This window comes from Streptomyces cahuitamycinicus, assembly GCF_002891435.1.
GTDB classification, from domain to species: domain Bacteria; phylum Actinomycetota; class Actinomycetes; order Streptomycetales; family Streptomycetaceae; genus Streptomyces; species Streptomyces cahuitamycinicus.
In genome coordinates, this window is sequence record NZ_POUC01000006.1 from 33,506 (window position 1) to 56,902 (window position 23,397).

Genomic DNA, 23,397 nt, shown 5'->3' on the forward strand with positions numbered 1-23,397 from the left:
GGCTCGTGGCAGACGGCGGGGCGACTCGGCGGTACTGCCGGGAACGCGGGAATCCACTGCCGGTGCTGAGGGCGGCGGAGGTGGTGTTCTGCTTGGGCCGGCGCAGGTCACGGCGGTGCACTCACGACGACCACGGCCTTCGCGCTGATCCACTCTGTGACGGAGCGCAGGATCAGACGGAGGCCACCTTCTCGCCCGCTGAACTGCGAAAACGCGCCCGGGCCCAACTCCGGCGGGCGCAGAACGTTCCCGGTTCTGACCGTCAGCCCAACGTCCAGGCGTCTGAGGTGCCGTCGTCACACCCGAGAACGTCGGTCTCCAGCACATGCCCGAGGCCCGCCCGGACCCGCAGCAGGCGAGCCAGGGCCCTGTCCGCACTGGAGGGCACGTGCCCCGTGCCCTCCTCTGCGACCAGGGTCCACGCCAGGTCCCGTTCCTGAGCGAGCTCCACGGCGACCCGGCTGTCCCGGAAGTCGGTGACATCGTCCTGGTCGCCGTGGACGACGACGACGCGCTGGCCCGCACCGGTTCGGGCCAGCCGAGCGGCGGTGAACTCCCGTGCGTCGCCCAGCTCGAAACGCTCGCCGAACCAGGAGGCGTACGCCTCCTCGGCCGCTGCCGCCCGCTCGGCGTGCCGGCCCACATCGATCATCGGGGCACTGGCCACGGCCCCGGCGAGCCGGTGATCGAGGGTACAGCCGAGCAGTGCGAGCGACCCCCCGAAACTGCCGCCCAGCAGCGCCATCCGCTCGGGGCCCACTCCCCAGGCCGCGGCCGCCTCCCGGCACGCGGCCAGGTCTTCCGCGAAGGCGCGCGCCCAGTTCCTCCAGCCGCGCCGAGTGTGAGCGGCTCCATACCCGAGGGAGCCGGCGTAGTTGGCCCCGATGACCGCGATGTCCGCCGCCAGCAGGTCCCGGTACAGCCCGTCCCAGCGCAACTCGTCGCGCTCCAGCGACTCGGGTCCTCCATGCAGAGAGACGACCACCGCCCGCGGCTCCCGTTGCGGCAGGTACACGAGTGCGGGGGTGTCGCCCAGCCGGCGGTGCGCCACGGACGCCCGCCCTCGGTGGGGACCGACATCTCCGGCGGCGTACTCCAGGCGGCCGGGGCCGAACCACAACCACGATGAGCCCTCGAGTGTCGAGAACTGGTAAAGACCGATCCCACGCCCGTCCGCCGCCCGGATCCGCAGGCGCCCGCCGCTCACCCCGTCGACCCCCCAGGTTTCACCTGTCGCTTTGTCACAGATGTACGCGGCGTCAGTGCCGTGGTGCGTCGCGACGACGAAGAGTCGCGTGGGGGCGTCGCGCAGGATCCGCACGTCGTCGATGAGCCCGGCCGGCTGCACGGCCGGGGTCAGCTCGCCGGTACGCAGATCCCATATGCACAGCAGGCCGTCCTCGTCGACGAGCGCACCCGAGCCGTCGCAGCCGTCGTGCCAGTGGGCGGTGACCGTGGTGCAGGCTTCAGACGTCAGCGGCCGCTCCAGCCGCAGCTGCGGCGTCCGTGGTCCGCGCTCGCTTCTCAGCACCGCCGCATCGCATGTCAGATCCCAGTGCACCAGTTCCCCGGCTGTCAGGGGGACGTAGGACTGCACGGAACCCTCTTCGCACACCTGCTGCAGCACGAGACCGCCTTGCTCGTCCTGCAAGGTCAGCACCACGCAGGTCTCGCCTCTCTCGCCGATCCCCTCCAACGCGTCCAGCACGATCCACCCGCCCGCGCCCGTGAGCTGGGCCGTCCACTGATGGCGGCTGCCGTCCAGCCTGTGCTCGAGGACGGTCAGCAGGGTTCCGTCCAGGTGGAAGCCGGCCACGGCCTCACGTGAGGGCAGGAACAGCACGGCGTCGGCGCCGAGTTCCACACGCAGCGGATCGGGGACACCGGGCCCGGTGATGTGCAGAGCCCCGTCGGCACGGACCTCGCCGAACACCGGGCCCCGGCGCCAGGACAACAGATGCCGGCGGCGCTCCTCGAAGAATGCCTCAGGCAGCCTCATTTGCATTCTCCTTTCGGGTGAGCGCAAACGCACCCGACGAGCGCAGCCGTGCGTAGAAGAGCGGGACCAGGACTGCGTTGGTCACGGTGAGTCCGGTGGCCACCAGCACGGTCTGGGAGCTGCCGAGCAGGTGGTGCAGCCACCCACCGACCGCGCCGCCCAGCGCGTCGCCCGCCAGGAAGGCACTCTGTACGAGCCCGAACAGCGCACCCGCCACCGAGGTGGGGAAGGCATGCAGCTGCAGCAGTTCCTGTGAGACCGAGGCACCCAGCAGGAACGCCCCGCGCAGCGCGAGAGCACACGCTGCCATCCAGCCGTTCACCGATACGGCCAGAGCCAGAGTGGCGAGGGCACAGCAGCCCTCGGAGAGCAGAAAAACCTTCAGCGGAGAGTGCTGTCGCAGCGTGGGACCGGCGAGAGCGGCGGCGGCGAGGCGTACCAGGCTCGCGAGCGCGAGCACGCCGCCGACCAGAGCGAGCGGCACACCCTGTTCGGCGAGCAACAAAGGCAGATAGGGCGTGAGGATACTGACGTAGAACCCCATGAGTAGCCCCAGGCCGACGATGCCCAGCGTGAGGCCCCGGTACTGCCGGAGCACCGCGGTGAGAGAGCCGCGTTCTTTCGCCGCCGCCCCGCCGGGGCCGACTCCCTCCTGCTGGTCGCCGGCAAGGCTCGGCGGGACGAACAGCAGTCCAGCCGCCACGCAGCCGGCGGCGATGAGCAGTACCGTCACATAACCCCGGTCGCCGGCGCCGATGAACGCGGCCAGCGCACCCGCTGACGCCGTACCGAGGGCCATGCCCGCCTGGGCCATGAACTCGCGACGGGAGATGATCTGGGCCCGTTGCTCGGCGCGCGTGTTGTACAGGGTCCAGGTGCGCAACGCGATGAACACTGAGGAAGCGCCGAATCCGGCGACGAGACCCGATGCCACCGCCACAGCGGCGCTGGCATGAAAGACGCGCAGCGCCATGCCTGCGGCGTACAGCACGGTGCCCCACACGAACACCGGTCTAGGGCCGACTCGGTCGGCGACTCGCCCGATGGCGACCGACGCGGTTCCGGCGAGCGCCATCGCCGTGTAGGACAGACCGAACGCCATCAGATGACCGTGCCGGTCGAAGTAGAGCGGATGTACTGTCTTCGACAGCCACATGCCGGTGAAGAACATGAACGTGAAGGCGGACAGGCGTCGAGCCCCGGCCACCCGGGGCGCGGGGGGCGTTTCCGCGAGGGAGTCGGACACGGATCTGCAGCTCCGGTCAGGCCATGGCCGCGACGACTTGGCTGTGGTTGGCCAGGGCGTCGGGGGCGTCCGGAGTGAGGATCAGTACCTCTTCCAGCGCTGTGCGCGCTGCGGTGAGGTCGCCCAGCAGCGCGTTCTGCTCCGCGACCAGCGTAAGCAGTTTGGCGGCTTGTTCGGCAGGCAGCAGCCCCGTGTCCGCTTTGCGGGCCACCTGCAAGGCGGCGAGAGGCTGGTCCGTCTCCGCCAGCGCGTACGCGTAGTCGTAGAGCGCGTCGACATGGTCCGGGCCGCACTCGTACGCAGTCCTGTACGCTGCCACCGCCTCGACGCCCTGCCCGAGCTGTAGATGGGTGAACCCCAGCAAGGAATGCACCTCCTGGATGGAGGGCCCTAGCCTGCGTGCCTCCACCAGGCAGTCATACGCCTTGGTGAACTCCCCGATGTCGAGATAGCAGCTGGCCAGCTCCATGTGGTACTCGGGCATGTTTCCGTCGACACTGAGCAGTTGGTGGTAGGTCGTAATGGCGGCGTCCACATTTCCGGATCGCCGGTGGCACTGCGCCAGGTTGTACATCAGCACCGTCTGATGCATGTGGTGCTTGGCGGAGCCGTTGCGCAACTTGGCGATCCCATCGGTCAGATGAGCCACTGCCTCCCGCACTTGACCGCGTCGGAACTCCACGAGCGCGTATCCGTTACGGTTGAACACCTTGTGGAATTCAAGGTCCTCCGTCTCGTCAGCGACGCTCTCGAGGACTTGGTGCCCCTTCTCCAGGAACTGAGCGGCCCGGTCCAGCGAGCGAAGGTGGGCCGGGTGGTGGCGTGCGCTCAGCATGGACAGTCCGTAGTACGCGCCTGCGGCACTGACTGCGTCCGGGTCCTCGCGCCAGCGCAGATAGCAGAACTCGGCCTCCACGGTCCGGCCGAGCATGGCGTACGCGAGTCCGAGCCGCCCCCACACGGATGGGGTGGACCGATGCCTCAGCACGGCCTGCAGAATTCGCTCGGCGGTCCAGCTGTCGCCCGTGCCGAGGTACTCGACCGCCTGCTCGTACAGGAAGTCCAGATCCTCCTCCGCAGGAGCAGCGGCCTGCGCGGCGAGCTTCTCGATGCGCCGCGTCCGTTCGTTGGCTTCGGCCCGCAGCTGCGCTGTGTCGCGATGTCCGATGACGAAGCGGACAGTGACCGCTGTCCCGGCGAGCTCCGCCAGGGTCTCGAAGAACAGCCGGCTGCCTTCGTCCAGATTCTCGGCACCCACCACGTCGATCGCGCACGGACCGGTCTCGGCCAGCCAGGCCTGTCCCACGTCCCGGAAGTTGCGCAACAGCCGATCCTTGAGGAAGAACCGGATCCGGTCATGGGCCCGGGCGGCGTCGGTGAGGCTGGCCTTGTCCTCGATGGTGGCGCAGGCGGGGGCGTCGGGGGCGATGAGTTTCAGGCCGATCAGAGCTCGGCTTGACCACTCGGCCGTCCTGGCCGTGCGCAGCAGAGCCCGCACTGGTGAGAAACCGACGGCCCCACCCTCGGCCTGCACGGTGAATTGACGCATCACTACCCCCAGGAAAATTGTGCTCGCGATACCGCTGAGCGGGGGCAAGGAAATTCCTTGCCCCCGCGCGGGTTGGTGCAGAAAGGCTGGATCAGGTCGCGGCGTTGTACATGACCGAGAACGTGACCTTCTTGGCGGCCGGAGCGGCCTTGATGAGCTTCATTTATGTCCCCTTCGAGCAGTCCCGGTATTTCCGATATTGAAGAGCGTAAGCGCGCTCAGCACGGGCTTCATCTTCCATATTGCGCTGCTTGCCTGCTGGGACGTTGCCGCCGGACGACATCGCCAACTCCTGCTTGCGCGGGCGCGGCGATGTCGTCCGGTACGAGTCCGTGCCTACCGGAAGGAGATCGCCACGGGCGCGGGGCCCTGCACGGCGTCGTCCGACAGGCCGACCACGCACTGCGCGGTCGCGCAGTCCACGGTGCCCCAATGGGTGTCGTCGAAGAGGACACCGGCGAAGCTGCGGTTCACCGTCAGCTGCGTCTTGAGCGTTCCGTCGGCGTTGGCTGTGATACGCACATGGCTCGCGGAGTTGCATGCCATAGCACCGGGCTCCACCTCCGCGCACTGGCCCACGTTGTACGTCGTTCCCGCTTCGAGACCACTCGCAGCCACCTGAACCGTGTCGCCGTCGGCCAGCCCGGACGACGGCGTCACCGTCACCGTCGGGGAGGCCAGGGCCGCGGCGGAGGGCTGAAAGGCGACAGCTAAACCGACGGCGAGCGCCGAACCGCCGACGATACTGGCGAAGCGGCTCTTCCATGCAACCATGAAAACTCCTTGGTTTCGAGAGACTACAATTCCACAAAGGGCATGTTCGTGTCCTTGCGGAACCCGGAATGGAGGCTACACAAAAGCGCTTTCGGCTGTCAATGAAGCAAAATAGCAATCCAGGAGAAGAGGCCGCCGCAATTCCCGTATATACTCCAGCGATTCCAGGCTGAATTCAGATGCAGGATTTGGCTTGTTCGGTGTGGTCCGGTGAATTTCCGGGAGTTGGCCTGGGTCCTGGACCAGGTCGCCGCGCACAGCGCCCGCCGGTTCGGCTTCGGTGAGCTTCTCGGCCCAACAGGGATCCAATGGGCAAAAGCCCAGATTCGGCAGGCCTCGCGAGCGTACGTGACGAGCACTGTCCGCGTTCCCGGCATCTGCCGCGCACGGATGGGGGATCAGTTCGTATCCGCACCGGTCGCGGGCCCATCCCCTACGCAGCTCTTGGGCACACCATCGACTACCGCCCCCGGCTCAGTCTCAGGGTTGTCCCGCAATGAGCGAAGCGAGGTGTAGCGGACCTGCCGTCAACGCCGAGTAATTGTCGAATTCTGTGGATCACGAGGCTTCCGGAGACGTCCTGTAGCCAGTCGTCGAGCGCGGAGAGGTCGGTGCCGGTGAGGCTGATTGCGGCATCGACGCGGTGGAGCAGGGCCTGTCCCTGGTGCTGTGCCGTCACCCATGCGCGGTCCGTGCAACAGGACGAGGGGCGGCCCCGACCCACCCCAGTCACGGGATGGGAGCAGCACCCCCGTCGTTGACGAGGGCATCGGCGTGACCGTGGCCCAGCCCGTGCTCGGTCTTGAGCCAGTTCACGAGCTCGATGTGCTTGGTCAGAGGCGAGGAGCGGATCAGGTCCTTCCACTCCGCGATCGGGCGACCGTACTTCTTCTCGATGGAAGGGAAGTAGCTGGCAGGGCCCTTCACGGTGGCGGTCATGTCAGTCATCCTGTCTGTCCGTTGCTTCGGTTTCGTTGCTGGTATGACCGAGGGGCACGAACGGAGTCATCGCCGATGAAGGTGCGCTGCGGACGACGCTGAGCGAAGGCAGGCCCGTCGCGGCTGTCAGGGAGACAGCGGCGACGGGCCTTCGTGGATCGGGGCGTTCGTCGTGTGACGTTGTCGGCCGGGGGCGCGGGCGGCGGCCCGCGCTGTCACGGGGCGGACTACTTCGCGTCGCGGTTGAAGGTCGAGGTGGACCAGAAGTAGCCGAGGACCGTCAGGGCCAGGCACCAGACGACGGCGAGCCAGCCGTTGTGGCCGATCTCGGTGCCCAGCAGCAGGCCGCGCAGGGTCTCGATGGCCGGCGTGAAGGGCTGGTACTCGGCGATCGGCTGGAACCAGCCCGGCATCGAGTCGACCGGCACGAACGCGCTGGACAGGAGCGGCAGCAGGATCAGGGGCATGGCGTTGTTGCTGGCGGCCTCGGCGTTGGGGCTGACCAGACCCATCCCGACGGCGATCCAGGTGAGCGCCAGGGTGAAGAGGGCGAGCAGCCCGAAGGCCGCGAGCCACTCCAGGGCGGTGGCGTCGGTGGACCGGAAACCGATGGCCACGCCGACGGCGCCGACGAGGACCACGCTCAGGATCGACTGCAGGACGCTGCCGGCGACGTGCCCGACGAGGATCGAGGGCCGGTGGATGGCCATGGTGCGGAAGCGGGCGATGATGCCCTCGGTCATGTCGTTGGAGACGGAGACCGCGGTGCCGATGACGGTGGAACCGATGGTCATCAGCAGCAGGCCGGGCATGATGTAGGCGATGTAGGCGGAGCGGCCGCCACCGCCGATGCCCGCGCTCATGGTGTCGCCGAAGATGTAGACGAACAGCAGGAGCAGCATGATCGGCGTGAGCAGCAGGTTCAGCGTGAGGGACGGGTAGCGGCGCGCGTGCAGCAGGTTGCGGCGCAGCATCGTGTTCGAGTCGCGCACGGCGAGGGACACGGAACTCATCGGACAGCCTCCTTGGGCTGGGTGGGGACGCCGGCGCCGCCGGTCAGGGCGAAGAACACGTCATCGAGGTCGGGGGTGTGGACGGTCAGTTCGTCGGCCTCGATGCCGGCGGAGTCCAGCCAGTCGAGGATGGAGCGCAGCTCACGCTGGCTGCCGTCACTGGGGATCTGGAGGGCGAGCGCGTCGTCGTCCCGGGCCGCCTGCTCCAGCGCGAGGGCGGCGGCCCGGTAGGCGACCGGGTCGGTGAAGCGGAGCCGGACGTGGCCGCCGGGGACGAGGCGCTTGAGCTCGGCGGCGGTGCCCTCGGCGGCGATCCTGCCGTCGTTCAGCACCGCGATGCGGTCGGCGAGTTCGTCGGCCTCCTCCAGGTACTGCGTGGTGAGGAAGACGGTGACACCGTCGGAGACCAGCTCGCGGATGATGCCCCACATGTTGTGCCGCGAGCGCGGGTCCAGGCCGGTGGTGGGCTCGTCCAGGAAGATGATCCGCGGCTTGCCGACCAGCGTCATGGCGATGTCCAGACGCCGCTTCATGCCACCCGAGTACGTCGAGGCGGGCTTCTTCGCCGCCTCCACCAGGTCGAAACGCTTCAGCAGCTCGGCGGCCACCCGCCGCCCCTCCTGCTTGGACAGGTGGTGCAGGTCCGCCATGAGGAGCATGTTCTCCTCACCGGTGATCAGACCGTCCACGGCGGAGAACTGCCCCGTGACACCGATCGCGGCACGCACCGCCTGCGGGTCCGCGGCGACGTCGTGACCGGCGACCTGCGCGTGCCCGCCGCCGGCGGAGATCAGCGTGGACAGGATCTGCACGGTGGTGGTCTTGCCGGCCCCGTTCGGGCCGAGCAGGGAGAAGATCGTTCCCTCGGGGACGATCAGGTCGACGCCGTCAAGGACGGTCTTGTCGCCGTACGACTTGCGCAGCCCGTTCGCTGCGATGGCCGGCTTGGTCATGAGGAGAGCTCCTTCTACAGGCTGCGGGCGGCGATGTCGCCGTAGGCGGTGGTGGCGTGGATGGTGAGAACGGCGTCGGGTCCGTCGGTGTTGGTGAGGGTGTTCTCGATACGGCCGTGGCCGGTGCGGGCGTCGAGGGTGGCGGAGGTGCCGCGGGCGGCGCCGAGAGTGATGTCGCCCTGCTCGGTGCGCAGGGTGACGGTGCCGCGCACGGCCTCGGTGACGCGGAGCTCGCCCTTCTGGGTGCTGATCTCGGCGGAGCCGTCCAGGCGGTGGACGGTGACGTCGCCGGCGGCGAGGAGGAGCCGGGCACCTTCGGTCTCGTCGAGCTCGACGGTGGCCTGGGCGCTGTCGAGGGAGACGTGGCCGAGCCGTCCGGTGCTGTGGAGCTGGGCGTCGGCCGTCTTCGCCTCGACGCGGGAGCCGGTGGGCAGGTGGACGGTCACGTCGAGGGTGCCGGAGGAGCCGAGGGCCTGGTTCTTGCCGGTGGGGGCCTCGATGCGCAGGGTGCCGTCGGCGCAGGTGACCGTGGTCTGTTCGGCGGCCTTCACGTCGCGGCTCTTGGAGGCGTCGGCGGGCAGGACCTCGACGGTGGTGTCGGTCCGGTCGGCGGCGACGAACCGGATGCGTCCCGCGGGGATGTCGAGGACGGCCGTGACGGGGGCGGGGGTGTCGAACTTCTGCATCGTGCACTCCTTCTTCTGCATCGTGTGCGCTCCTGCGTCCCGGTGTTTCTGATGATGGAAACGCTACGTTGCATTCATAGAACTGGCAACAAGATTGTTGCTTTAAGGAGCCATAGGTGCAGGTAGATTCGATAAATCATTGCAATGAGTCTGAACTTAATGCAATGGACCTCGCCCTATCCGTTGCAATGAGTAGAGAGTGAACGCTATAGCGGGGACACTCGGAGCGCGCCGGGAACCGCGATGCCGGCAGGAGGACCCACCCGGCGGGAACCGGACCGGGCGGGTGAAGGCGACGAGCCGGAGCAGGGCGTCGGCGTGCGCGGCGGCCGAGGCGTGCGGGTGGAGTCCGTCGCACCGGGCGGCGTGCGGCGGGGCGAGGACCACGTGCGGCAGGGCACGGACCGCGCGCGGCAGGTGCCGGCCCGGGGCGAGGGCGCCGGACTGCCGGGCGGTGGGGGGATCGGCGTACCGGTGGGGGACGGTGCCGCGCGGCGCGGGCCCTTCGCGCCGCGACGGCTGCGGGACGCGACCGGTGCCGGAAGTCGGGGTCGCCATGGGATCAGTGAACCGGAGGCCCGCGACCGGGACCATCGACCTCGGCCGGACCTCGACCTGCTCTCAAGCGGCCCTGCAGGCCCCGGCGTTCGCTGTGCCCCGGTGTCCGCGGCGCTCCGGTGTCCCCTGGGCCCGTACACGGACGGCGGCCCGGTGCGACCTTGTCAAGGTCGCACCGGGCCGCGGCGGTTCAGACCGCGCACGCCTCAGTGCACGAGGTCCCGCTCGTGATCCGGCGTGCTCCGCGGCGCGGGCGACGGCGGAGCGGCCTGCAACCGCCGCCGCAACCGCTCGCCCTCGACGTCCACGTTGGGCAGCAGCCGGCCGAGCCGCTTCGGCAGCCACCAGGCGGCGTCGCCGAGCAGCGAGTGCACGGCGGGCACGATCGCCATCCGGACCACGAAGGCGTCGAACAGGACGGCGGAGGCGAGGCCGAAGCCCATCATCGCGACCAGGTCGTCGGTCTCGAAGATGAAGCCCGAGAAGACGCTGATCATGATGATCGCGGCGGCCACGACCACCCGGCCGCTGTGGCGGAAGCCGGTGACGACGGCGTCCTTCGGCGACGCGCCGTGGACGTACGCCTCACGCCTTGTTGGCGGTGGCCTTGGAGACCGAGGCGATGCCCGCGGTCTTCTTCAGGCTCTCGCCGACCTTGTCACCGGCGGCGGCCGCGCCCTTGCCCTCGACGGTCACCGTCAGCGGGCCGTTGAAGCCGGGCCCGAAGGAGTCGGACAGCAGGTCGTACGCCTTGCGCTGGGTGGTGTCGGTCGCCATCGTGCCCTCGCCGGGCAGGCCGAGTTCCAGCTTGGTGGCGGGCAGGGCGATCGCGCCGAGACCGACCACCGCGAGGAAGAGCACGCCGAGCGGGCGGCGCACCACGAAGGAGGCCCAGCGGGTGGACAGGTTCGGCTTGGTCCGCGCGGCCAGCTTCGCGGCCTTCTTCTCCGACGTGCGCAGCTTGCGCGCCGACAGCGGCTTCTTGATCTGCACGAGACGGCGGTCCGCGACCCGCAGCACCCGGCGCGGCGCGAAGCCGAGCAGGGCGGGCACGAAGGTGACCGCGAGCTCGGTCGGGGGGTGGGAGCACTGGAGGCCGCGGCACCGACGCCGCAGACGATCAGCACCCACAGCAGGGTCACAAGGCCACGTCGCCGGAAGGCGAAGCGGCCGAGTTTGTACAGGAAGGTAGCCACGGAAAACCGCACTTCCATCGAGTGGGGGGCAGGAGGAACGCAGGGGGCCGGCCGCCCCGGCATCAGAACAGGGCGGTGGCTTCTGACATGCACACACGGTGGCCCAAGGGAGGTCAAAGGGCCGGATTCTCCGCCGAAGCGAGACTGATCCTGAAGCGAACGTCGAGTGGAGGAATCAGTTCCCGCCAGCCGCTGCGAGTGGCGAAGACGTAGCAGCGCAGGACGAGGAAGCGGGCCGCGCCGGCGAGGCCGGAGGCGCCGAGGTAGACGATCTGCTCGGTCAGCATGGCGGGGGAGGGCTGCAGCAGGTGCAGCACCCACACGGCGATGCCGGTGGCCAGGTAGGCGGCCGTCGCTGAGCCCGCCGACTGCCAGTGCTCACGCCATCCGGCGCCGCGTCCCTTGGCGAAGGTGAAGCGGGCGTGGAGTTCGGTGCACAGCAGGGTGGAGACGACGGTGACGACCGCGTTCGCCAGCGCCCAGGGCATCGTCGCGGCCAGCAGCGGCACCGCGAGGCTGGAGAGGACTCCGACGCCGCCGCCGAGGGCCGCGAACCGGAGGAAGGACGCGACGGGGCCTGGGCCGGCTTCGGTCGCCACATCGGGCTGGTGTGCGAGCGGCGACTTCATGGCGGCGTCCTTCCTCTAGGGCCGGGTGCTGGCGGGGTGTTACAGGCTGCGGGCGGTGATGTCGCCGTAGGAGGTGGTCGCGTGGATGGTCAGGCCGGCCGCGGGGCCGTCGGCGTTGGTGAGGGAGTTGTGGATCCGGCCGTAGCTGGTGCCGGCGTCGAGGGTGGCGGAGGTCCCACGGGCGGTGCCGACGGTGATGTCGCCGTGCTCGGCGCGCAGGGTGACCGTGCCGCGCACGGCCTCGGCGACGTTCAGGTCGCCCTTGCGCGTGCTGATCTCGGCGGAGCCGTTCAGGCGGCCCACGGTGATGCCACCGGCCTGGACGGCCAGGCGGACGCTCGCGGTCTCGTCGAGCTTGACCGTGCCCTGCGCGCCCTCGAAGGTCACGTCGCCGAGCCGCCCCACGCCGCGCAGTTCGGCGCTGGCGGCCTTGGCCTCGACGCGGGAGCCGGCGGGGAGCTGGACGGTGACCTCGACGGCGCCGGAGGGGCCGAAGTACTGGTTCTTCACCGGGGTCTCGATCCGCAGGACACCGTCGCGGCAGTCGACCGTGGTCTGCTCGGCCGTCTTCACGTCCCGGCTCTTGGCGGGGTCGGCGGGCAGCACCTCGACGGTGGTGTCGGCCCGGTCGGCGGCGATGAACCGGATGCGCCCCGCCGGGACGTCCACGAGGGCGGCGATGGGGGCGTGGGCGTCGAACGTGCGCGTCGTGCTCTGGGTCTTCTGCATCGCGGGCTCCTAGACTCGGCTTGTTGTTTCCGATGACAGAAACGCTACGTTGCATTCACTGATCTCGCAACGAATTCGTTGCGATCAATGCCTAAAAATGCAGGTCAAAGCCGAGAAATCGTTGCACTGGGCTCAAAATTAATGCAACATTCCGCACCTTGGCTCGTTGCAATGAAATGGAGGTGAACGCTATACTGACCCGCACCACGGACCACGAAGGAGACCGCGATGCCGGGAGGCAGACTCACCCAGCAGGAACGCCAGCAGATCGCGCTGGGACTGGCCGACGGCCTCGCCTACGCGGAGATCGCCAGGCACCTCGACCGCCCGACCTCCACCATCACGCGCGAGGTGATGCGCAACGGAGGCCCCACCGCTTACCGTGCCGACCTGGCACACCGCGCCACCGAACGCCGCGCCCACCGCCGCCGGCAGGCCGCGCCCCGGGGCGGACAGCGGACGCCCGAGCAGCCCCACGGACGCGACGCCGAAGCCGTGCGCGAGTACGAGGAGACCCTCACCACCGTCTTCATGGCCTCGGGCATGCCCAAGATGATGTCCAGGGTGCTGGTCTGCCTCTACACCACCGACGAGGGCAGCCTCACCGCATCCGAACTCGTCCAGCGCCTCCAGGTCAGTCCGGCGTCCATCTCCAAAGCGGTCACGTTTCTGGAGAGCCAGGGCATGGTCCGCCGGGCGCGCGACGAACGCCGCCGCGAGCGCTATGCCGTCGACGACGACGTCTGGTACCAGGCGATGATCGCCAGCGCCCGGTCCCTCACCCAGGTCGTCGAGGTCTCCCAGCAGGGCGTCGGCGTCCTCGGCCCCGGCACCCCGGCCGCCACCCGCCTGGAGAACGCCGCCCGCTTCCTCGACTTCGTCCAGGAGAGCACTATTCGCGCCGCGGAACAGGCGCGCGAGGTCCTGCACACCAAACCCGAAACGGCCCCGGACGGCACCGCCGCGCGGCCCTGACCGCCGCCGCGACCGGCCCCGGCGGCCCCCACCCGGGACCCAGCCCCACTCGACCGTTCCCGCTGGAACAGATCGACGCGCGGTTCGCCTCGGCCCGGGGCCCGGGAGCGCGCTGGGCCGTCTCCAGGCGTATGCCTGGTGCGCCTCCGCGCAGAACTCTCCTGCTGGTACAGGCAGGTACCTAAGTGCGGGTCACGACTTCGGGCCGCGGACGAGACTGCCCGTCATCGGACTGCTGGTTGACGACCAATCCCAGGAGTGGCTGAGCAGCGTGGTACCAGGGGCCTTCGCCGGCCCCTGGACCCCGCTGCCCCCGCCACTTCCCGGCGCGAATCCGTTTCGTGGTAGCCCGGACCGTACGCGCCGGAAAGCAGCGGGGTACGGGTGGTGGGCAAGATCCGGTGAGACAGGCACCGCCACTGCGGTCGGTTTCCATGTCGACTGCAGACCGGGGTGCTCGGTTGTGGGGTTCAGGTCCGGTCGTCCTATGAGTGCCACATGGTTCGGAGAGGTGAGCCTGGCGTACTGCCGTGCCGAGAGTGTTCGGCGGTTGCCTGTGCCGTGGTGTGAACGGCAGGGCTCCTACTGAGGTAAGAGAGCGCCGCCGCTGGTTAGCCTCTGACCTGCGTAGTTATCTCGAACAACCAAGATCGGAAGAACTGGCAGGCAGTTCTTCCGACAGCAGAGGGCGATCAGGAGACCTGAGTGAACAGATCCTGGAGCCGTGTCACTCAGTCCCATGGAACGTGCACCACGATCTGACAGACCTGGATAGCGATCCTGAGAGCTGGCACCCAGGCGTGACGATCTGGGTGCCACGATCCTTCAGCCGTGGCAGATTGACGTGACGTACATGAGGGTGCAGTAATGCGGCTGCGGCTGGATGTTGCGAATCCTTAGCCTGTCAGCAGGCGACACGGCCGACAGGCCGGGTTGATTGACTTCCTGCTCATGTACGTTAAGTTCATCTGGTCGGCCTCGCAGCCGCCTCTCATGAACCGTCAGACAACCCCCGTGCACGGAGGGACCCTTGGGAGCAGTACGCAGGCTGGTTGACGCCGAGACGGGCGAGGCGGTCCCATATGCGCCGTACGCCTTCTCCGGGAGGCACACCCAGGTTGACAAGGCACGCGTCGAGGCGATCACTGAATCGAAGGCGTTCACGCCCAGCCAGAAATTCCTCGTCCTGTGGTGGATCGGAGTCTCGCCCGAGGGCATGGAACCGTTGAGGGCCACCGGCGCTGACATCGCCAAGCGGGTGGGGATGTCCACCGATGCTGTCGGGAAGATCAACAGGAAGCTGGCCAAGCACCGCATCCTGATCGTCCGCGGACGCATCGGTAACTACAACTTCTACCGGATCAGCCCGTACATCGCCTTCCACGGAACCGGGCTCGAGCAGCGTGAAGCGGTGAAGACGTGCAACCCGCCGGACATCCCCGGTTTCAACGAGAACGTGCCTGCACGGTGGGAGGCTCAGTGATCAGCAGCGACGACAAGCAGAAGAACCTCGAGTTGCTTGAGAAGACGGCCGGCATGACCGCCAACCAGCGTCTCGTCGTCATGCTCTACGCCCTGCACCCGACCGACCGGTCCGGAGCCGTACTCGAGACTGCCGCCAACCTGGCCAAACTCGTCGGAATGGCCGCCCCCGTCTTCTCCCGCACCCGCAAGCAGGTCATCGAAGCCGGCTGGCTCGAGGAAACCGAGAGGCTCGGCCACATCAGGTACTACCGGCTTGACCCCAAGCGCATGGGCGAGAACGTTGTCGTCCCCCTCCGCCGCGCAACCTGACGTCCCACAGACCGCTCCTTATTGACGTGGAGTACATGAGGAGCGGTCTGCAGGACCCTTCCACTTGTCCTTCGGGCAAGCCCCGCCGCCCTTGGCAGTCCCACGCCAGTCTGGTCGCTTAGAGCACAGCCTCTCCGCTCGGCCATGGTCGGCGCCGGCCACTTCTCGGAGTCGACGGACACAACTTGAGCGGTTTCGTCAGGGAGCTCTCGATGATCAGCGCCAGCACCGCGCACGCTGGATGACCAGCACCCGCTCGCCTCTTCGCAAAACCGCGACGATCGCTTCCCGCTGCTCCATCACACACCTGCCTTCACTGCTTCCAGGGATTCGAAGACGGTGAGCGCATCGCGGATCGCGGCGACGTCATGGGTGCGGATGTAGTCCGCGCCGTTCAGGGCGGCGTACAACTCCGCCGCAAGGCTTGCCGGACCGATCCCCGAGAGGCCGGTCCCGGTGAGTGCCCGAAGGAAGGACTTACGGGAGGGCGACACCAGGACCGGCACCCCGAACCTGACCTTCAGCCGCCCGAAGCACGTCAGGGCCCGGAGCGGCGGTTCCGGACCCGCCCCCAGGAAGTAGCCCAATCCCGGGTCGATGACCAGCCGCTCCCGGCCAACGCCAGCCGCTTCCAGCACGGCCAGGCGCTCGTCGAAAGAACTCCTCAATGCCCTCCCACACCACAGTGGGATCAGTCATCACCTTGGTGGCCGGTCCAGTGCGCTGCACGGAGTGCATGACGACGAGACGGCAGGCGGCGACGGCCAACTCTTCGTACTGGGCAGGGTCGGAAAACCCCAGGATGTCGTTGACGTATGCGGCCCCCTGGGCAGCAGCGAAACGCTGAGTCTCCGGCAGAAACGAATCGACCGACACCGGCACGTCGTCGGCCACGAGCCGATCAAGAACACCAGTCAGCCGCCGGATCTCCTCCGCAGCGGTCGCCGACTGGGCTCCCAGGTGGCTCGCCGCAGGACCCAAATAGCGCAGGCGCGAGAACAACCGCCAGGAGCTTCCGTGAGTGCGCCGTCCGACCGATCTCAGGAGCCGCTGATGACGGTGCGTGCCGCGGTCATCTTGATGCTGGGCACGCAGATCGCCGTGGCCGCTGGCGTGCTGACCGTGCTGGCAGGCAACGCGTGGGCTGTCGCGGTACTGGCTGCCGGGGGCGCCTTCGTCGGCACTGTCGCCTTCGCCCGGTCTGTGATCGGCTGAACCGGCCCGGGCGAATCAGACGCCCGGGCCGACGCCGTGGTTACAGCGAAGTCGGTGCACAGCACACGCGGCGGCGATGGCGAGGCCTGGTCACCGCCCGCCGCGACGCGGCGTCGGCCCACTGCAGGCGGAAGCGTCCGGTGATCACCCAGAAGGCGTTCGGCAGGAGCCACACTGTCCGCTGGATGAGGCGCTCCAGGTCGCGGCGGGTGCGGTCGCCGATGTCCTCGAGCGTGTCGAGGCCTTCTTGCCTTCGGGGAGGCGGGCGAGTTCCCACGCCAGCAGGTGAGGGTAGAAGGACAGGGCGTCCAGGTCAGGTTCGGCTTCCAGCAGGTCCGCCAGCCGGGCACAGCCAGCCAGGGCCCGTACGGTCTGGCGGCGCTCGCGCAGCGCGCCGATGAGGGCGCCGGTGACCTGGCCGACGACCGAGCCGATGGTGCCGGGCAGCATGAGGGCCGAGACGTCTCGGTGCCGGCGGCTACGGCGCCGTGGATCGCGGTCAGGGAGCGGGCGACGTCGAGCAGCCGGTACGCCGGCGTGCGGCTGATGCCGAACTCCGCGTCGCACTACGCCTCCCACGAGCCGTAGCCGAGCGGGAGCGGCAAAGCGCCGCAGGGGGCCGGGCGAACACACCGGCTGGAGCATCTTCCCGAGCGACGAGCACGGCGTGTGTCTGAGCAACCCCATGTACATCTCCGGGGACGGGAAAACGGTAGTGGACTGCGCCACCGACTCGTTCGCCGCCGCCGCAGCCGTCGCGGGCCACATCACCGCCCGCCAGGCCCCCGCTCACGGCCCGCTGCGCCCTGACCACGTCCGGGAGGAGTGCACCGGCCCCAACCGCCACTGCAAAAAGGCCTACCGGCAGGGCCGCATGGTCCACATCATCCCCGCCGCCTTCGCCGACAGCAGTCACCTCGTCCTGCCCACCAACCACTACGCCTCGGAGGAGTGGCGCTGCTCGGAGCGTCGGGGGCGTACTTCCTGCGGGAGGACGAGCCCTCGTACGGATATCACCACTGCCCGCTGGGCTCCGTCTGCTTCTTCAGCGAACAGAACGGCGACATCTGCAGTTGAAAGGGGACGACACGGACTGGCTCGCGGGTAAGGAGACCTGTGCCTGGTCCCGGGACCGCCCGGTGAAGTCGGTCTTCGTCAACGTCCCCGACGACGGCCGGGCGCCGGGCGGCGTGGAGTACACCCGGGGCCGCGACTGCACCCCACGGGCATCGACCGCACCCGGCACAGCCGGCGGACCGGCTGCACCGCGGTCCGCCAACAGGGCAACCTGGCGGGCACGTACGCCCCGCTGTTCCACCGTTGGATCGATCACTGCCGAGGCGGTCCTCACCGCGTCCGCGATGCACGCCGCTCTCCCCAGTGGAACGCGTTCCCTTTTCCTGAGAAGGGAACCACCCCTAACTTTAGGGCTCGTTAGTACAACAAGGGGGACAAATGATGTACAGCATCATCGTGGTGCCGCCCGAGTACGGCGGGCCCGGGGAACAGATCCGCCTCGCGCCCGGGGAGCAGCTCGACTTCGGCCGGAGCACGGGGGCGCCAGGCCCTCACCTCACCATCGCGCACGAAGGGGTGTCCCGGGCCGCCGGCCGGATATCCGCACACGACACCTTCTGGATACTGAGCAACCTCAGCCACTCCCAGACCTATGTCGTGGAGAACCCGGAGGGTGCGGGCGAGCACATCAAGGTCGCACCGGGCCGCCTCAACGCCCCGGTACCCTTCGAGTTCGCCCGGGTCGTACTGCCCGCCGGCGGCGAGCTGCTCAGCTTCGACGTGTGGGCGCCACGCCACGACTACCTCGACACCCGGGCGACGGACCAGGAGTCCCCCGGCGGCGCCAGCACCGCCCCGGCGTTCGCCCTGGACTGCTCCAAGCGCTACTTCGCGGTGCTGACCGCGCTGTGCGAGCCCCGGCTGCGCGGTGCGCCGCACGCGCAGCTGCCCACCGTCGAGCAGCTGGCCGAGCGGCTGCGACCGATCTGGCCCACTACCAACCGCGCCGCCGTGCAGTGGAACATCGACTACCTGGCGGTGAAGCTGCGCCTCAAGCCCGCCCCGGACACGGCGGAGTCCGGTCCCCGGCTCAACGGCAAGAAGGAGTCGCTCGTCTCGCTCGCGCTCCGCTTCGACCTTGTCCGGGAGGACGATCTCGTCCTGCTCACCCGCCCCCGCGAGGCGGTGCGGTGAACCCGTTCCGTACGAGCCCGGGACATCCGTACTCCGTGCACGTCCCCAAGGGCTATCGCGTCGGCGGCTGGGAGGTCCGCGAGCCCATGGCCGCCGGGGCCTTCGGCAGCGTGTACGCGGGCCGACGCGTCGGCCCGTCCGGGGAGCCACCGTCCGTGTCCGCGCTGAAGTTCCTGCCCACCGGCACCAGCACCCCACGCCAGCTGCGCCATCTGCGGGAACTCGCCGAGCGCGAGGTGAAGTTGCTGAGCCGGCTGCAGGCGCCACGCCTCATCCGGTTGTACGAGACGCTGACGGTGGACGACCCCGGGCACCCGGAGCTCGACGGCGCCACCGTCCTCGTACTGGAGAAGGCCGAGGAGTCCCTCGACGCCCTGCTCTCCCGGACGCCGAGACCGCGCGGCGGGCCCGAGCTGCTGGCCCAGATCTGCGCCGGCCTGCACCAGCTGCACCACGCGGGCTGGGTGCACGGCGACCTCAAGCCACCCAACGTCCTTCTCATGAAGGACGGTTCGGTGCGCCTGGCCGACTTCAACATGGCCGCCGAGATGGAGGGCACGCACGCGTACACCCCCGCCTTCTCCACGCCCGACTACACCCCGCCCGAGCTGCTCTGGTCCGAGATCGGCGAACGCGGCCGCCAGATCCGCCCGGCGGCGGACGTCTGGGCCTTCGGCGTACTCGCCCATGTCGTGCTCACCGGCTCCCAGCCGCTGCCGGGCTCCACCCCGTCCGCCCGCCGGAACGCGGCGGTGCGCTACGCGCAGGGCCATGACGAGTTGCGCCTCTCCCCCGAACTCCCCTCCCCCTGGCAGCAGATCATCGCGGACTGCCTGGCCCGCACGCACCGGGAGCGCGCCGTCCACGACGCGGCGTCACTGCTGCGCAGGGTGGAGTCGGCGGCGGGCACGGCCCGCTCGCCCCGGTCGCACCCGCTGCCTCGGCGGTGGCGCTGGGCCGCGATGGCGGCGGCCGGGCTCGCGGCGCTCGGCTTCGGGGTGAACAACGCCCTGGCGGGGGCGGGCGAGACCGCCGCGGACGCCGTGGGTTATGACCGGTGCGACAAGGGCAGCGTCTGCTTCTTCACCGAGCGGGACGGCATGGGCGAGATGTGCGCGTGGGACGGCGACGACAACGACTGGACAGCAGGCGAGAACCATTGCGGCTGGGCCGCCCCGAAGAAGGCCCGGTCGGTCTTCAACAACGGCCACGACACCGACGCGGGCGAGGAGTTCGTCGATGTCGCCTACTACGCGCAGAAGCGGCTGCGGGAGCCTCTGGGCTGCGTCGAGGTGGGCGCCAGGGAGAACTTCACCGCGCCGCTGCGGCCCCGGTCGCACATCTGGGAGAAGAAGTGCCGAGCCAGTGATGCGCGCCCTTCGGCGGCCCAACCCTCTGAGATACGAGTACGCGGTGACGGCCCTCCGGCGGGACGGTGAGCGGAGCACTCGGCCGGGCACGCCGCCCGGCCCTGCGAAAGGGGTCCGATGCCGCAGAGCAAGAGGAAAGTCCGGCGCCTTGGACACCGGCTGCGTACGGCGATGCTCGCCTGTGCGGCCGCGCTGTCGCTGGGAGCCGCCACGATGTCCGGCGCTTCGGCTTCCGGTTCCGCTTCGGCTGCTGGTTCCGCCTCCGCCGACGGGGCGTCGGTCACGCAGGCGCCACCCCCGGGCAAGCCCGCCTTCCAGATGCCGTTCTCCTGCCAGAGCCAGTGGCAGCTCAACACCTACGACGCCGGGCACGACCCCGCACTCGACATCGTGGTGAAGGGCAACACCGGATCCGACGGCCTGCCCGTACAGGCGTCCGCCGCGGGGACGGTCACCGCGACCTACTGGGACAACGGCTCGGGGAACACCATTCAGGTCAAGCACGCGGGCGGCTGGTTCACGGCGTACTACCACCTCAAGGACGCCCCCGACCGCTACGTCAATAAGGGCGACAAGGTCCAGCCCTCGACGCGCATCGGCCGGATCGGCGCCTCCGGCGGCACGAGTTGGGCCCACCTCCACTACGAACAGCGGTACTTGGCGACCGGCGACTTCACCGACGAAAGGCACCGCAAGCCGGTCCACTTCAACGGCGTCGAGTACACGGGCGTCGGCAAGCAGTGGCCGAGCGTGACCAGCGCCAACTGCGGCGACTCCGCCGCCTGGAAAGACTGCCCGCCGGGCTCGGTGTGCTTCTACTCCGGCACCGACGGAACCGGCAGCGTGTGCCGGACCGACAGCGACGACCCCAGCAGCGCGTGCGGTCTGCGCAAGTCGTTCTTCAACAACGGCAACGTCCAGGAGGGCTACGACCACGTCCAGGTCACCTTCGTGGAGGGCGGCGGCGCCTGTCTGCACCGTGGCTGGGACGAGGGCCGGGGCAACTTCGCCTCCGGCGGCCGGACCATCGACTCCGTGCGGTGGCGGGGCGAATGCCCGGCCTGACCCGACCAGGAGCTTGACCTGCGTTTTCCGGCGTTCCCTCGGATATACGAGGTACCCGGGACGCGCCCCCGGGGCCATGGTGTGACAACAGCGCCGGAAGGGCGGCGCGGTACCGGGGGCGGGGAAAGCATGAAGCGCGCGTTCACTTCGGTGTGTGCGGTCGCGGCGGTCTTGTCGGTCGCCGCGACCGGCTGTACGCAGCAGACCGGTGACGGTCCCGCGGCCGCCACATCGGCCACTGCCGCGAAGAACGGCCCGGAGCGGGAGCTGACCGACGCCGAGGACTTCCTGATCGGCAAGGCCGAGCAGTTGCTCGTCAAGAAGTGCATGGCGCGGCACGGCTATCCGTACTGGATCGACACACCACTGAGTGCCGAGGAGAGCCGCGCTTCCGGCTTCGTGAACGACGACGTCCCGTGGGCCCGTGAGCACGGCTACGGCGGCCGGATCAAACAGAAGGTCGCCGCGTCCAAGAAGGCCGACCGCAACCTGGCGTACCGGGCCGAGCTGCCCGAGAGGAAGCGGGCCCAGTACGTCGCCACGCTCGCCGGGGGCCCGGAGAGCGAGGCGCTCACCGTCGAACTCCCCGCCGGCAGAACGATCGAGAGCTCGACCGGGGGCTGCGAGGCCGCCGCGCAGCAAGAGCTCTATGGCGACTGGAAGACATGGTTCCGGGCCGACCGGATCGCCGGCAACCTCACCCCGCTCTATGTGCCCGACCTGGTGGCGGACAAGCGCTTCACCATGGCCCTCGAGGCGTGGTCCGGCTGTATGGCCCGAGCAGGCCACGACTACTCCGACCCCGAAGAGATCCGTTCGGACCTGCCCGAGCTCACCGAGGGCCTGACCACCGCAGAGGCGCACACCACCGAGGTGAAGCTGGCCGTCGCCGAGGCCACCTGCGCAAGGGAGAGCTCCCTGGCGCGGACCGCACGCGAGCTGGAACGCCACTACCGCGACAAGCTGCGCGGTCGGTACGGCGAGGAGATGGCCACCCGCAGCCGCCTGCAGCACGCCGCGCTCGCCCGGGCCAAGAAGATCACCGGTTCCGGGAGCTGAGAACGCGGCACCCCAGGACATCCGCGGCGACAGGCCGTGGACAGCAGAGCCTCGTGCGAGGCAGGAGCAGGAGAACTCACCATGAGCAAGATCCGTATCGCCGTCGCGACCGCCGGTCTCGCAGTCATCGGAGCGATGGTCCCCGCCGGGAGCGCCCAGGCGGCGGCCTTCTGCGACACCGTCTACAACGCGAACAAGGACGACGGAAACGTCCGGGCCTACGCCGACAACAACTGCAGCAACTACATGGGCAAGACGACGGGCGACGACTCGGACTGGGGCAACAGCGCGGGCGGCTTCCAGGGCAGCGACTCCGAAAGGGCGTCGTCGGTGATGAACACCGGCACCTATTCCGGTGGGGTGAACATCGTCAAGTTCTATGCCCTGAAGGACTACAGGGGCGGGCACTCCTGCCTGAGCCGGGGCGAGAAGTACGTCGACGCACTGAGCCGCAACGACTTCTCCACCGGCACCAGCGTGAACGACCGCATCAGGTCGCACGAGTGGGTGAGCGGCGGCTGCTCGAAGTTCATGAGCTAGCGCACCCGTGCCGAGCGGCCCGCCGGCTGATCCGGCGGGCCGCTCGGCGCGCGCGTGGCGGCGCGCAGCACGGCCGCTCCGACCGGGGTGAGGGTGTGCAGCACCGACGCGTTGCGGTGGCTGGTGATGAGTCCGGCGTCGCGCAGGGCGGTGGCGTGCCTGCTGGCGGAGGACGCGGACACGCCCGCCGCGCGGGCGATCTCACCGGTGGTGGCGCCGGCCGCGATGACCCGCATGGCAACGGCCCGCGAGCTGCCGAGCAGGACAGTCAGGGGAGTTGACGGCGATTCGGCCAGGGGGCGCGACGCCGGGACGGCCGGCTCGTGCAGCAGCGGGTAGCACAGGACCGGCTGCAGCTCGGGGGCGGCGAGACTGACCGGGGCGTCCCAGGAGAAGTACGACGGGACCAGCGTCAGGCCGCGGCCGTCGAGGTGCAGGTCCCGGTCCTCGACCGGGTACTAGACGTGCAGGACAGGCCGGCGCCAGCGCATCATGGGGCTGAGCCCTGCCAGCATCCCCTCGACGCCGCCGTCCATGAGCGCGCGACAGCCCGCGCTCCGCTCGGCGTCGACGCGGGCCCGCATCTGCTCCTCGTACGGCGTGAGGACAGCCTCGTGGTAGGCGCGCAGCACCGCACAGCGGTCGCCGACGCCCGCCGGCATCATCACCACCGACGAGCAGCTCTACGAAGCCCGCAGGCCGTCCGCATCCACACCGGCCACGGCCGCGACACCGACAGCGATGACCTCTACCAGGACCGCCGCAACTACGTCTGGGACAACCGTTCCGACACCGCCACCCTCCGCAACGACCACGGCCGCTTCATCGACGACGAGTCCTGGGGCCACCACCGCCACGGCGGCCGTCACCACCGCTGACCCAAGCACCGCGTGCGTG

Annotated in this window: 22 protein-coding genes and 4 pseudogenes; 11 read left to right on the top strand and 15 right to left on the bottom strand. The window is 69.2% G+C overall.

Going from position 1 to position 23,397, the window contains the following annotated elements:
* Positions 1-262 precede the first annotated feature (262 nt).
* The 11 genes and pseudogenes from C1J00_RS01765 to C1J00_RS01815 form a co-directional block, all read right to left on the bottom strand.
* Positions 263-1,999: an alpha/beta hydrolase family protein gene (locus C1J00_RS01765; RefSeq protein WP_102907245.1), complete on the bottom strand. Its 1,737-nt coding sequence runs from the start codon at positions 1,997-1,999 to the stop codon at positions 263-265.
* The gene (locus C1J00_RS01770; RefSeq protein WP_146046114.1) at positions 1,986-3,170 is read right to left on the bottom strand and encodes an MFS transporter; all 1,185 of its coding nucleotides are present in this window, start codon (positions 3,168-3,170) and stop codon (positions 1,986-1,988) included. The genes C1J00_RS01765 and C1J00_RS01770 overlap by 14 nt, the downstream gene beginning before the upstream one ends.
* A 91-nt stretch (positions 3,171-3,261) precedes the next feature.
* Complete coding sequence (locus C1J00_RS01775) at positions 3,262-4,794, bottom strand: tetratricopeptide repeat protein (RefSeq protein WP_102907247.1); 1,533 nt, start codon at positions 4,792-4,794, stop codon at positions 3,262-3,264.
* 336 nt (positions 4,795-5,130) lie between these two features.
* The gene (locus C1J00_RS01780) at positions 5,131-5,568 is read right to left on the bottom strand and encodes an enediyne antibiotic chromoprotein (protein ID WP_102907248.1); all 438 of its coding nucleotides are present in this window, start codon (positions 5,566-5,568) and stop codon (positions 5,131-5,133) included.
* Positions 5,569-6,297: 729 nt separating this feature from the next.
* Positions 6,298-6,507 (bottom strand): DUF4287 domain-containing protein, encoded by a 210-nt coding sequence (locus C1J00_RS01785; RefSeq protein ID WP_102907249.1) that lies wholly within the window; start codon positions 6,505-6,507, stop codon positions 6,298-6,300.
* A gap of 227 nt (positions 6,508-6,734) precedes the next feature.
* Positions 6,735-7,520 carry an ABC transporter permease gene (locus C1J00_RS01790; protein WP_102907250.1) on the bottom strand — a complete coding sequence of 262 codons (786 nt, stop codon included), beginning with the start codon at positions 7,518-7,520 and terminating at the stop codon, positions 6,735-6,737.
* Complete coding sequence (locus C1J00_RS01795; protein WP_102907251.1) at positions 7,517-8,473, bottom strand: ATP-binding cassette domain-containing protein; 957 nt, start codon at positions 8,471-8,473, stop codon at positions 7,517-7,519. Before C1J00_RS01795 ends, C1J00_RS01790 begins: the two co-directional genes overlap by 4 nt.
* Positions 8,474-8,487: 14 nt before the next feature.
* Positions 8,488-9,159, bottom strand: a complete 672-nt coding sequence (locus tag C1J00_RS01800) for a DUF4097 family beta strand repeat-containing protein (protein WP_102907271.1) — start codon at positions 9,157-9,159, stop codon at positions 8,488-8,490.
* Between the two features lie 764 nt (positions 9,160-9,923).
* Positions 9,924-10,785, bottom strand: a pseudogene (locus tag C1J00_RS01805) (MMPL family transporter); the annotation flags it as partial.
* Between the two features lie 241 nt (positions 10,786-11,026).
* Entirely contained in the window at positions 11,027-11,542 is a 516-nt protein-coding gene (locus tag C1J00_RS01810; RefSeq protein ID WP_107501865.1) for a GtrA family protein, read from the bottom strand.
* Between the two features lie 39 nt (positions 11,543-11,581).
* Positions 11,582-12,271: a DUF4097 family beta strand repeat-containing protein gene (locus C1J00_RS01815; protein ID WP_102907252.1), complete on the bottom strand. Its 690-nt coding sequence runs from the start codon at positions 12,269-12,271 to the stop codon at positions 11,582-11,584.
* A 228-nt stretch (positions 12,272-12,499) separates the two neighbouring features.
* Here C1J00_RS01815 and C1J00_RS01820 point away from each other — a divergent pair, with 228 nt between their 5' ends.
* The 3 genes from C1J00_RS01820 (at position 12,500) to C1J00_RS01830 (ending at position 15,040) form a co-directional block, all read left to right on the top strand.
* Positions 12,500-13,246, top strand: a complete 747-nt coding sequence (locus C1J00_RS01820) for a GbsR/MarR family transcriptional regulator (RefSeq protein WP_102907253.1) — start codon at positions 12,500-12,502, stop codon at positions 13,244-13,246.
* 1,030 nt (positions 13,247-14,276) lie between these two features.
* On the top strand, positions 14,277-14,729 hold the full coding sequence (locus tag C1J00_RS01825; protein WP_102907254.1) for a MarR family transcriptional regulator: 453 nt from the start codon (positions 14,277-14,279) through the stop codon (positions 14,727-14,729).
* Entirely contained in the window at positions 14,729-15,040 is a 312-nt protein-coding gene (locus tag C1J00_RS01830; protein ID WP_059423490.1) for a hypothetical protein, read from the top strand. The genes C1J00_RS01825 and C1J00_RS01830 overlap by 1 nt, the downstream gene beginning before the upstream one ends.
* A 299-nt stretch (positions 15,041-15,339) precedes the next feature.
* Here C1J00_RS01830 and C1J00_RS46280 read toward each other — a convergent pair whose 3' ends face one another.
* Together C1J00_RS46280 and C1J00_RS46285 are read right to left on the bottom strand one after the other, a co-directional pair.
* Positions 15,340-15,708: a dihydropteroate synthase gene (locus C1J00_RS46280; protein ID WP_245936144.1), complete on the bottom strand. Its 369-nt coding sequence runs from the start codon at positions 15,706-15,708 to the stop codon at positions 15,340-15,342.
* Positions 15,709-15,751: 43 nt separating this feature from the next.
* A pseudogene (locus C1J00_RS46285) lies at positions 15,752-16,042 on the bottom strand (dihydropteroate synthase); the annotation flags it as partial.
* Between the two features lie 15 nt (positions 16,043-16,057).
* On the opposite strand from C1J00_RS46285, the gene C1J00_RS01845 reads away from it, so the two are divergent.
* Positions 16,058-16,255 carry a hypothetical protein gene (locus C1J00_RS01845; protein WP_102907255.1) on the top strand — a complete coding sequence of 66 codons (198 nt, stop codon included), beginning with the start codon at positions 16,058-16,060 and terminating at the stop codon, positions 16,253-16,255.
* A gap of 144 nt (positions 16,256-16,399) precedes the next feature.
* On the opposite strand, the gene C1J00_RS01850 is transcribed toward C1J00_RS01845, so the two are convergent.
* Positions 16,400-16,705, bottom strand: a complete 306-nt coding sequence (locus C1J00_RS01850; protein ID WP_439333374.1) for a hypothetical protein — start codon at positions 16,703-16,705, stop codon at positions 16,400-16,402.
* Positions 16,706-17,206: 501 nt separating this feature from the next.
* On the opposite strand from C1J00_RS01850, the gene C1J00_RS47570 reads away from it, so the two are divergent.
* The 6 genes from C1J00_RS47570 (at position 17,207) to C1J00_RS01875 (ending at position 22,500) form a co-directional block, all read left to right on the top strand.
* Positions 17,207-17,332: a hypothetical protein gene (locus C1J00_RS47570; protein WP_281262740.1), complete on the top strand. Its 126-nt coding sequence runs from the start codon at positions 17,207-17,209 to the stop codon at positions 17,330-17,332.
* A gap of 381 nt (positions 17,333-17,713) precedes the next feature.
* Entirely contained in the window at positions 17,714-18,466 is a 753-nt protein-coding gene (locus tag C1J00_RS01855) for an FHA domain-containing protein (protein WP_180989358.1), read from the top strand.
* Positions 18,467-18,552: 86 nt separating this feature from the next.
* Positions 18,553-19,905, top strand: a complete 1,353-nt coding sequence (locus C1J00_RS01860) for a protein kinase domain-containing protein (RefSeq protein ID WP_102907272.1) — start codon at positions 18,553-18,555, stop codon at positions 19,903-19,905.
* 48 nt (positions 19,906-19,953) lie between these two features.
* Positions 19,954-20,901 (top strand): peptidoglycan DD-metalloendopeptidase family protein, encoded by a 948-nt coding sequence (locus C1J00_RS01865; protein ID WP_146046115.1) that lies wholly within the window; start codon positions 19,954-19,956, stop codon positions 20,899-20,901.
* A gap of 129 nt (positions 20,902-21,030) precedes the next feature.
* Positions 21,031-21,960: a hypothetical protein gene (locus tag C1J00_RS01870; RefSeq protein WP_102907257.1), complete on the top strand. Its 930-nt coding sequence runs from the start codon at positions 21,031-21,033 to the stop codon at positions 21,958-21,960.
* Between the two features lie 81 nt (positions 21,961-22,041).
* A complete protein-coding gene (locus tag C1J00_RS01875) occupies positions 22,042-22,500 on the top strand; it encodes a hypothetical protein (RefSeq protein WP_102907258.1) in 459 nt (152 codons plus the stop codon).
* On the opposite strand, the pseudogene C1J00_RS01880 reads toward C1J00_RS01875, so the two are convergent.
* Positions 22,497-23,135, bottom strand: a pseudogene (locus C1J00_RS01880) (ArsR family transcriptional regulator); the annotation flags it as partial. The gene C1J00_RS01875 and the pseudogene C1J00_RS01880 sit on opposite strands and share 4 nt — an antisense overlap.
* A 66-nt stretch (positions 23,136-23,201) precedes the next feature.
* Between C1J00_RS01880 and C1J00_RS44555 the strand changes: the two are divergent.
* A pseudogene (locus C1J00_RS44555) lies at positions 23,202-23,378 on the top strand (lamin tail domain-containing protein); the annotation flags it as partial.
* Positions 23,379-23,397: the final 19 nt, after the last annotated feature.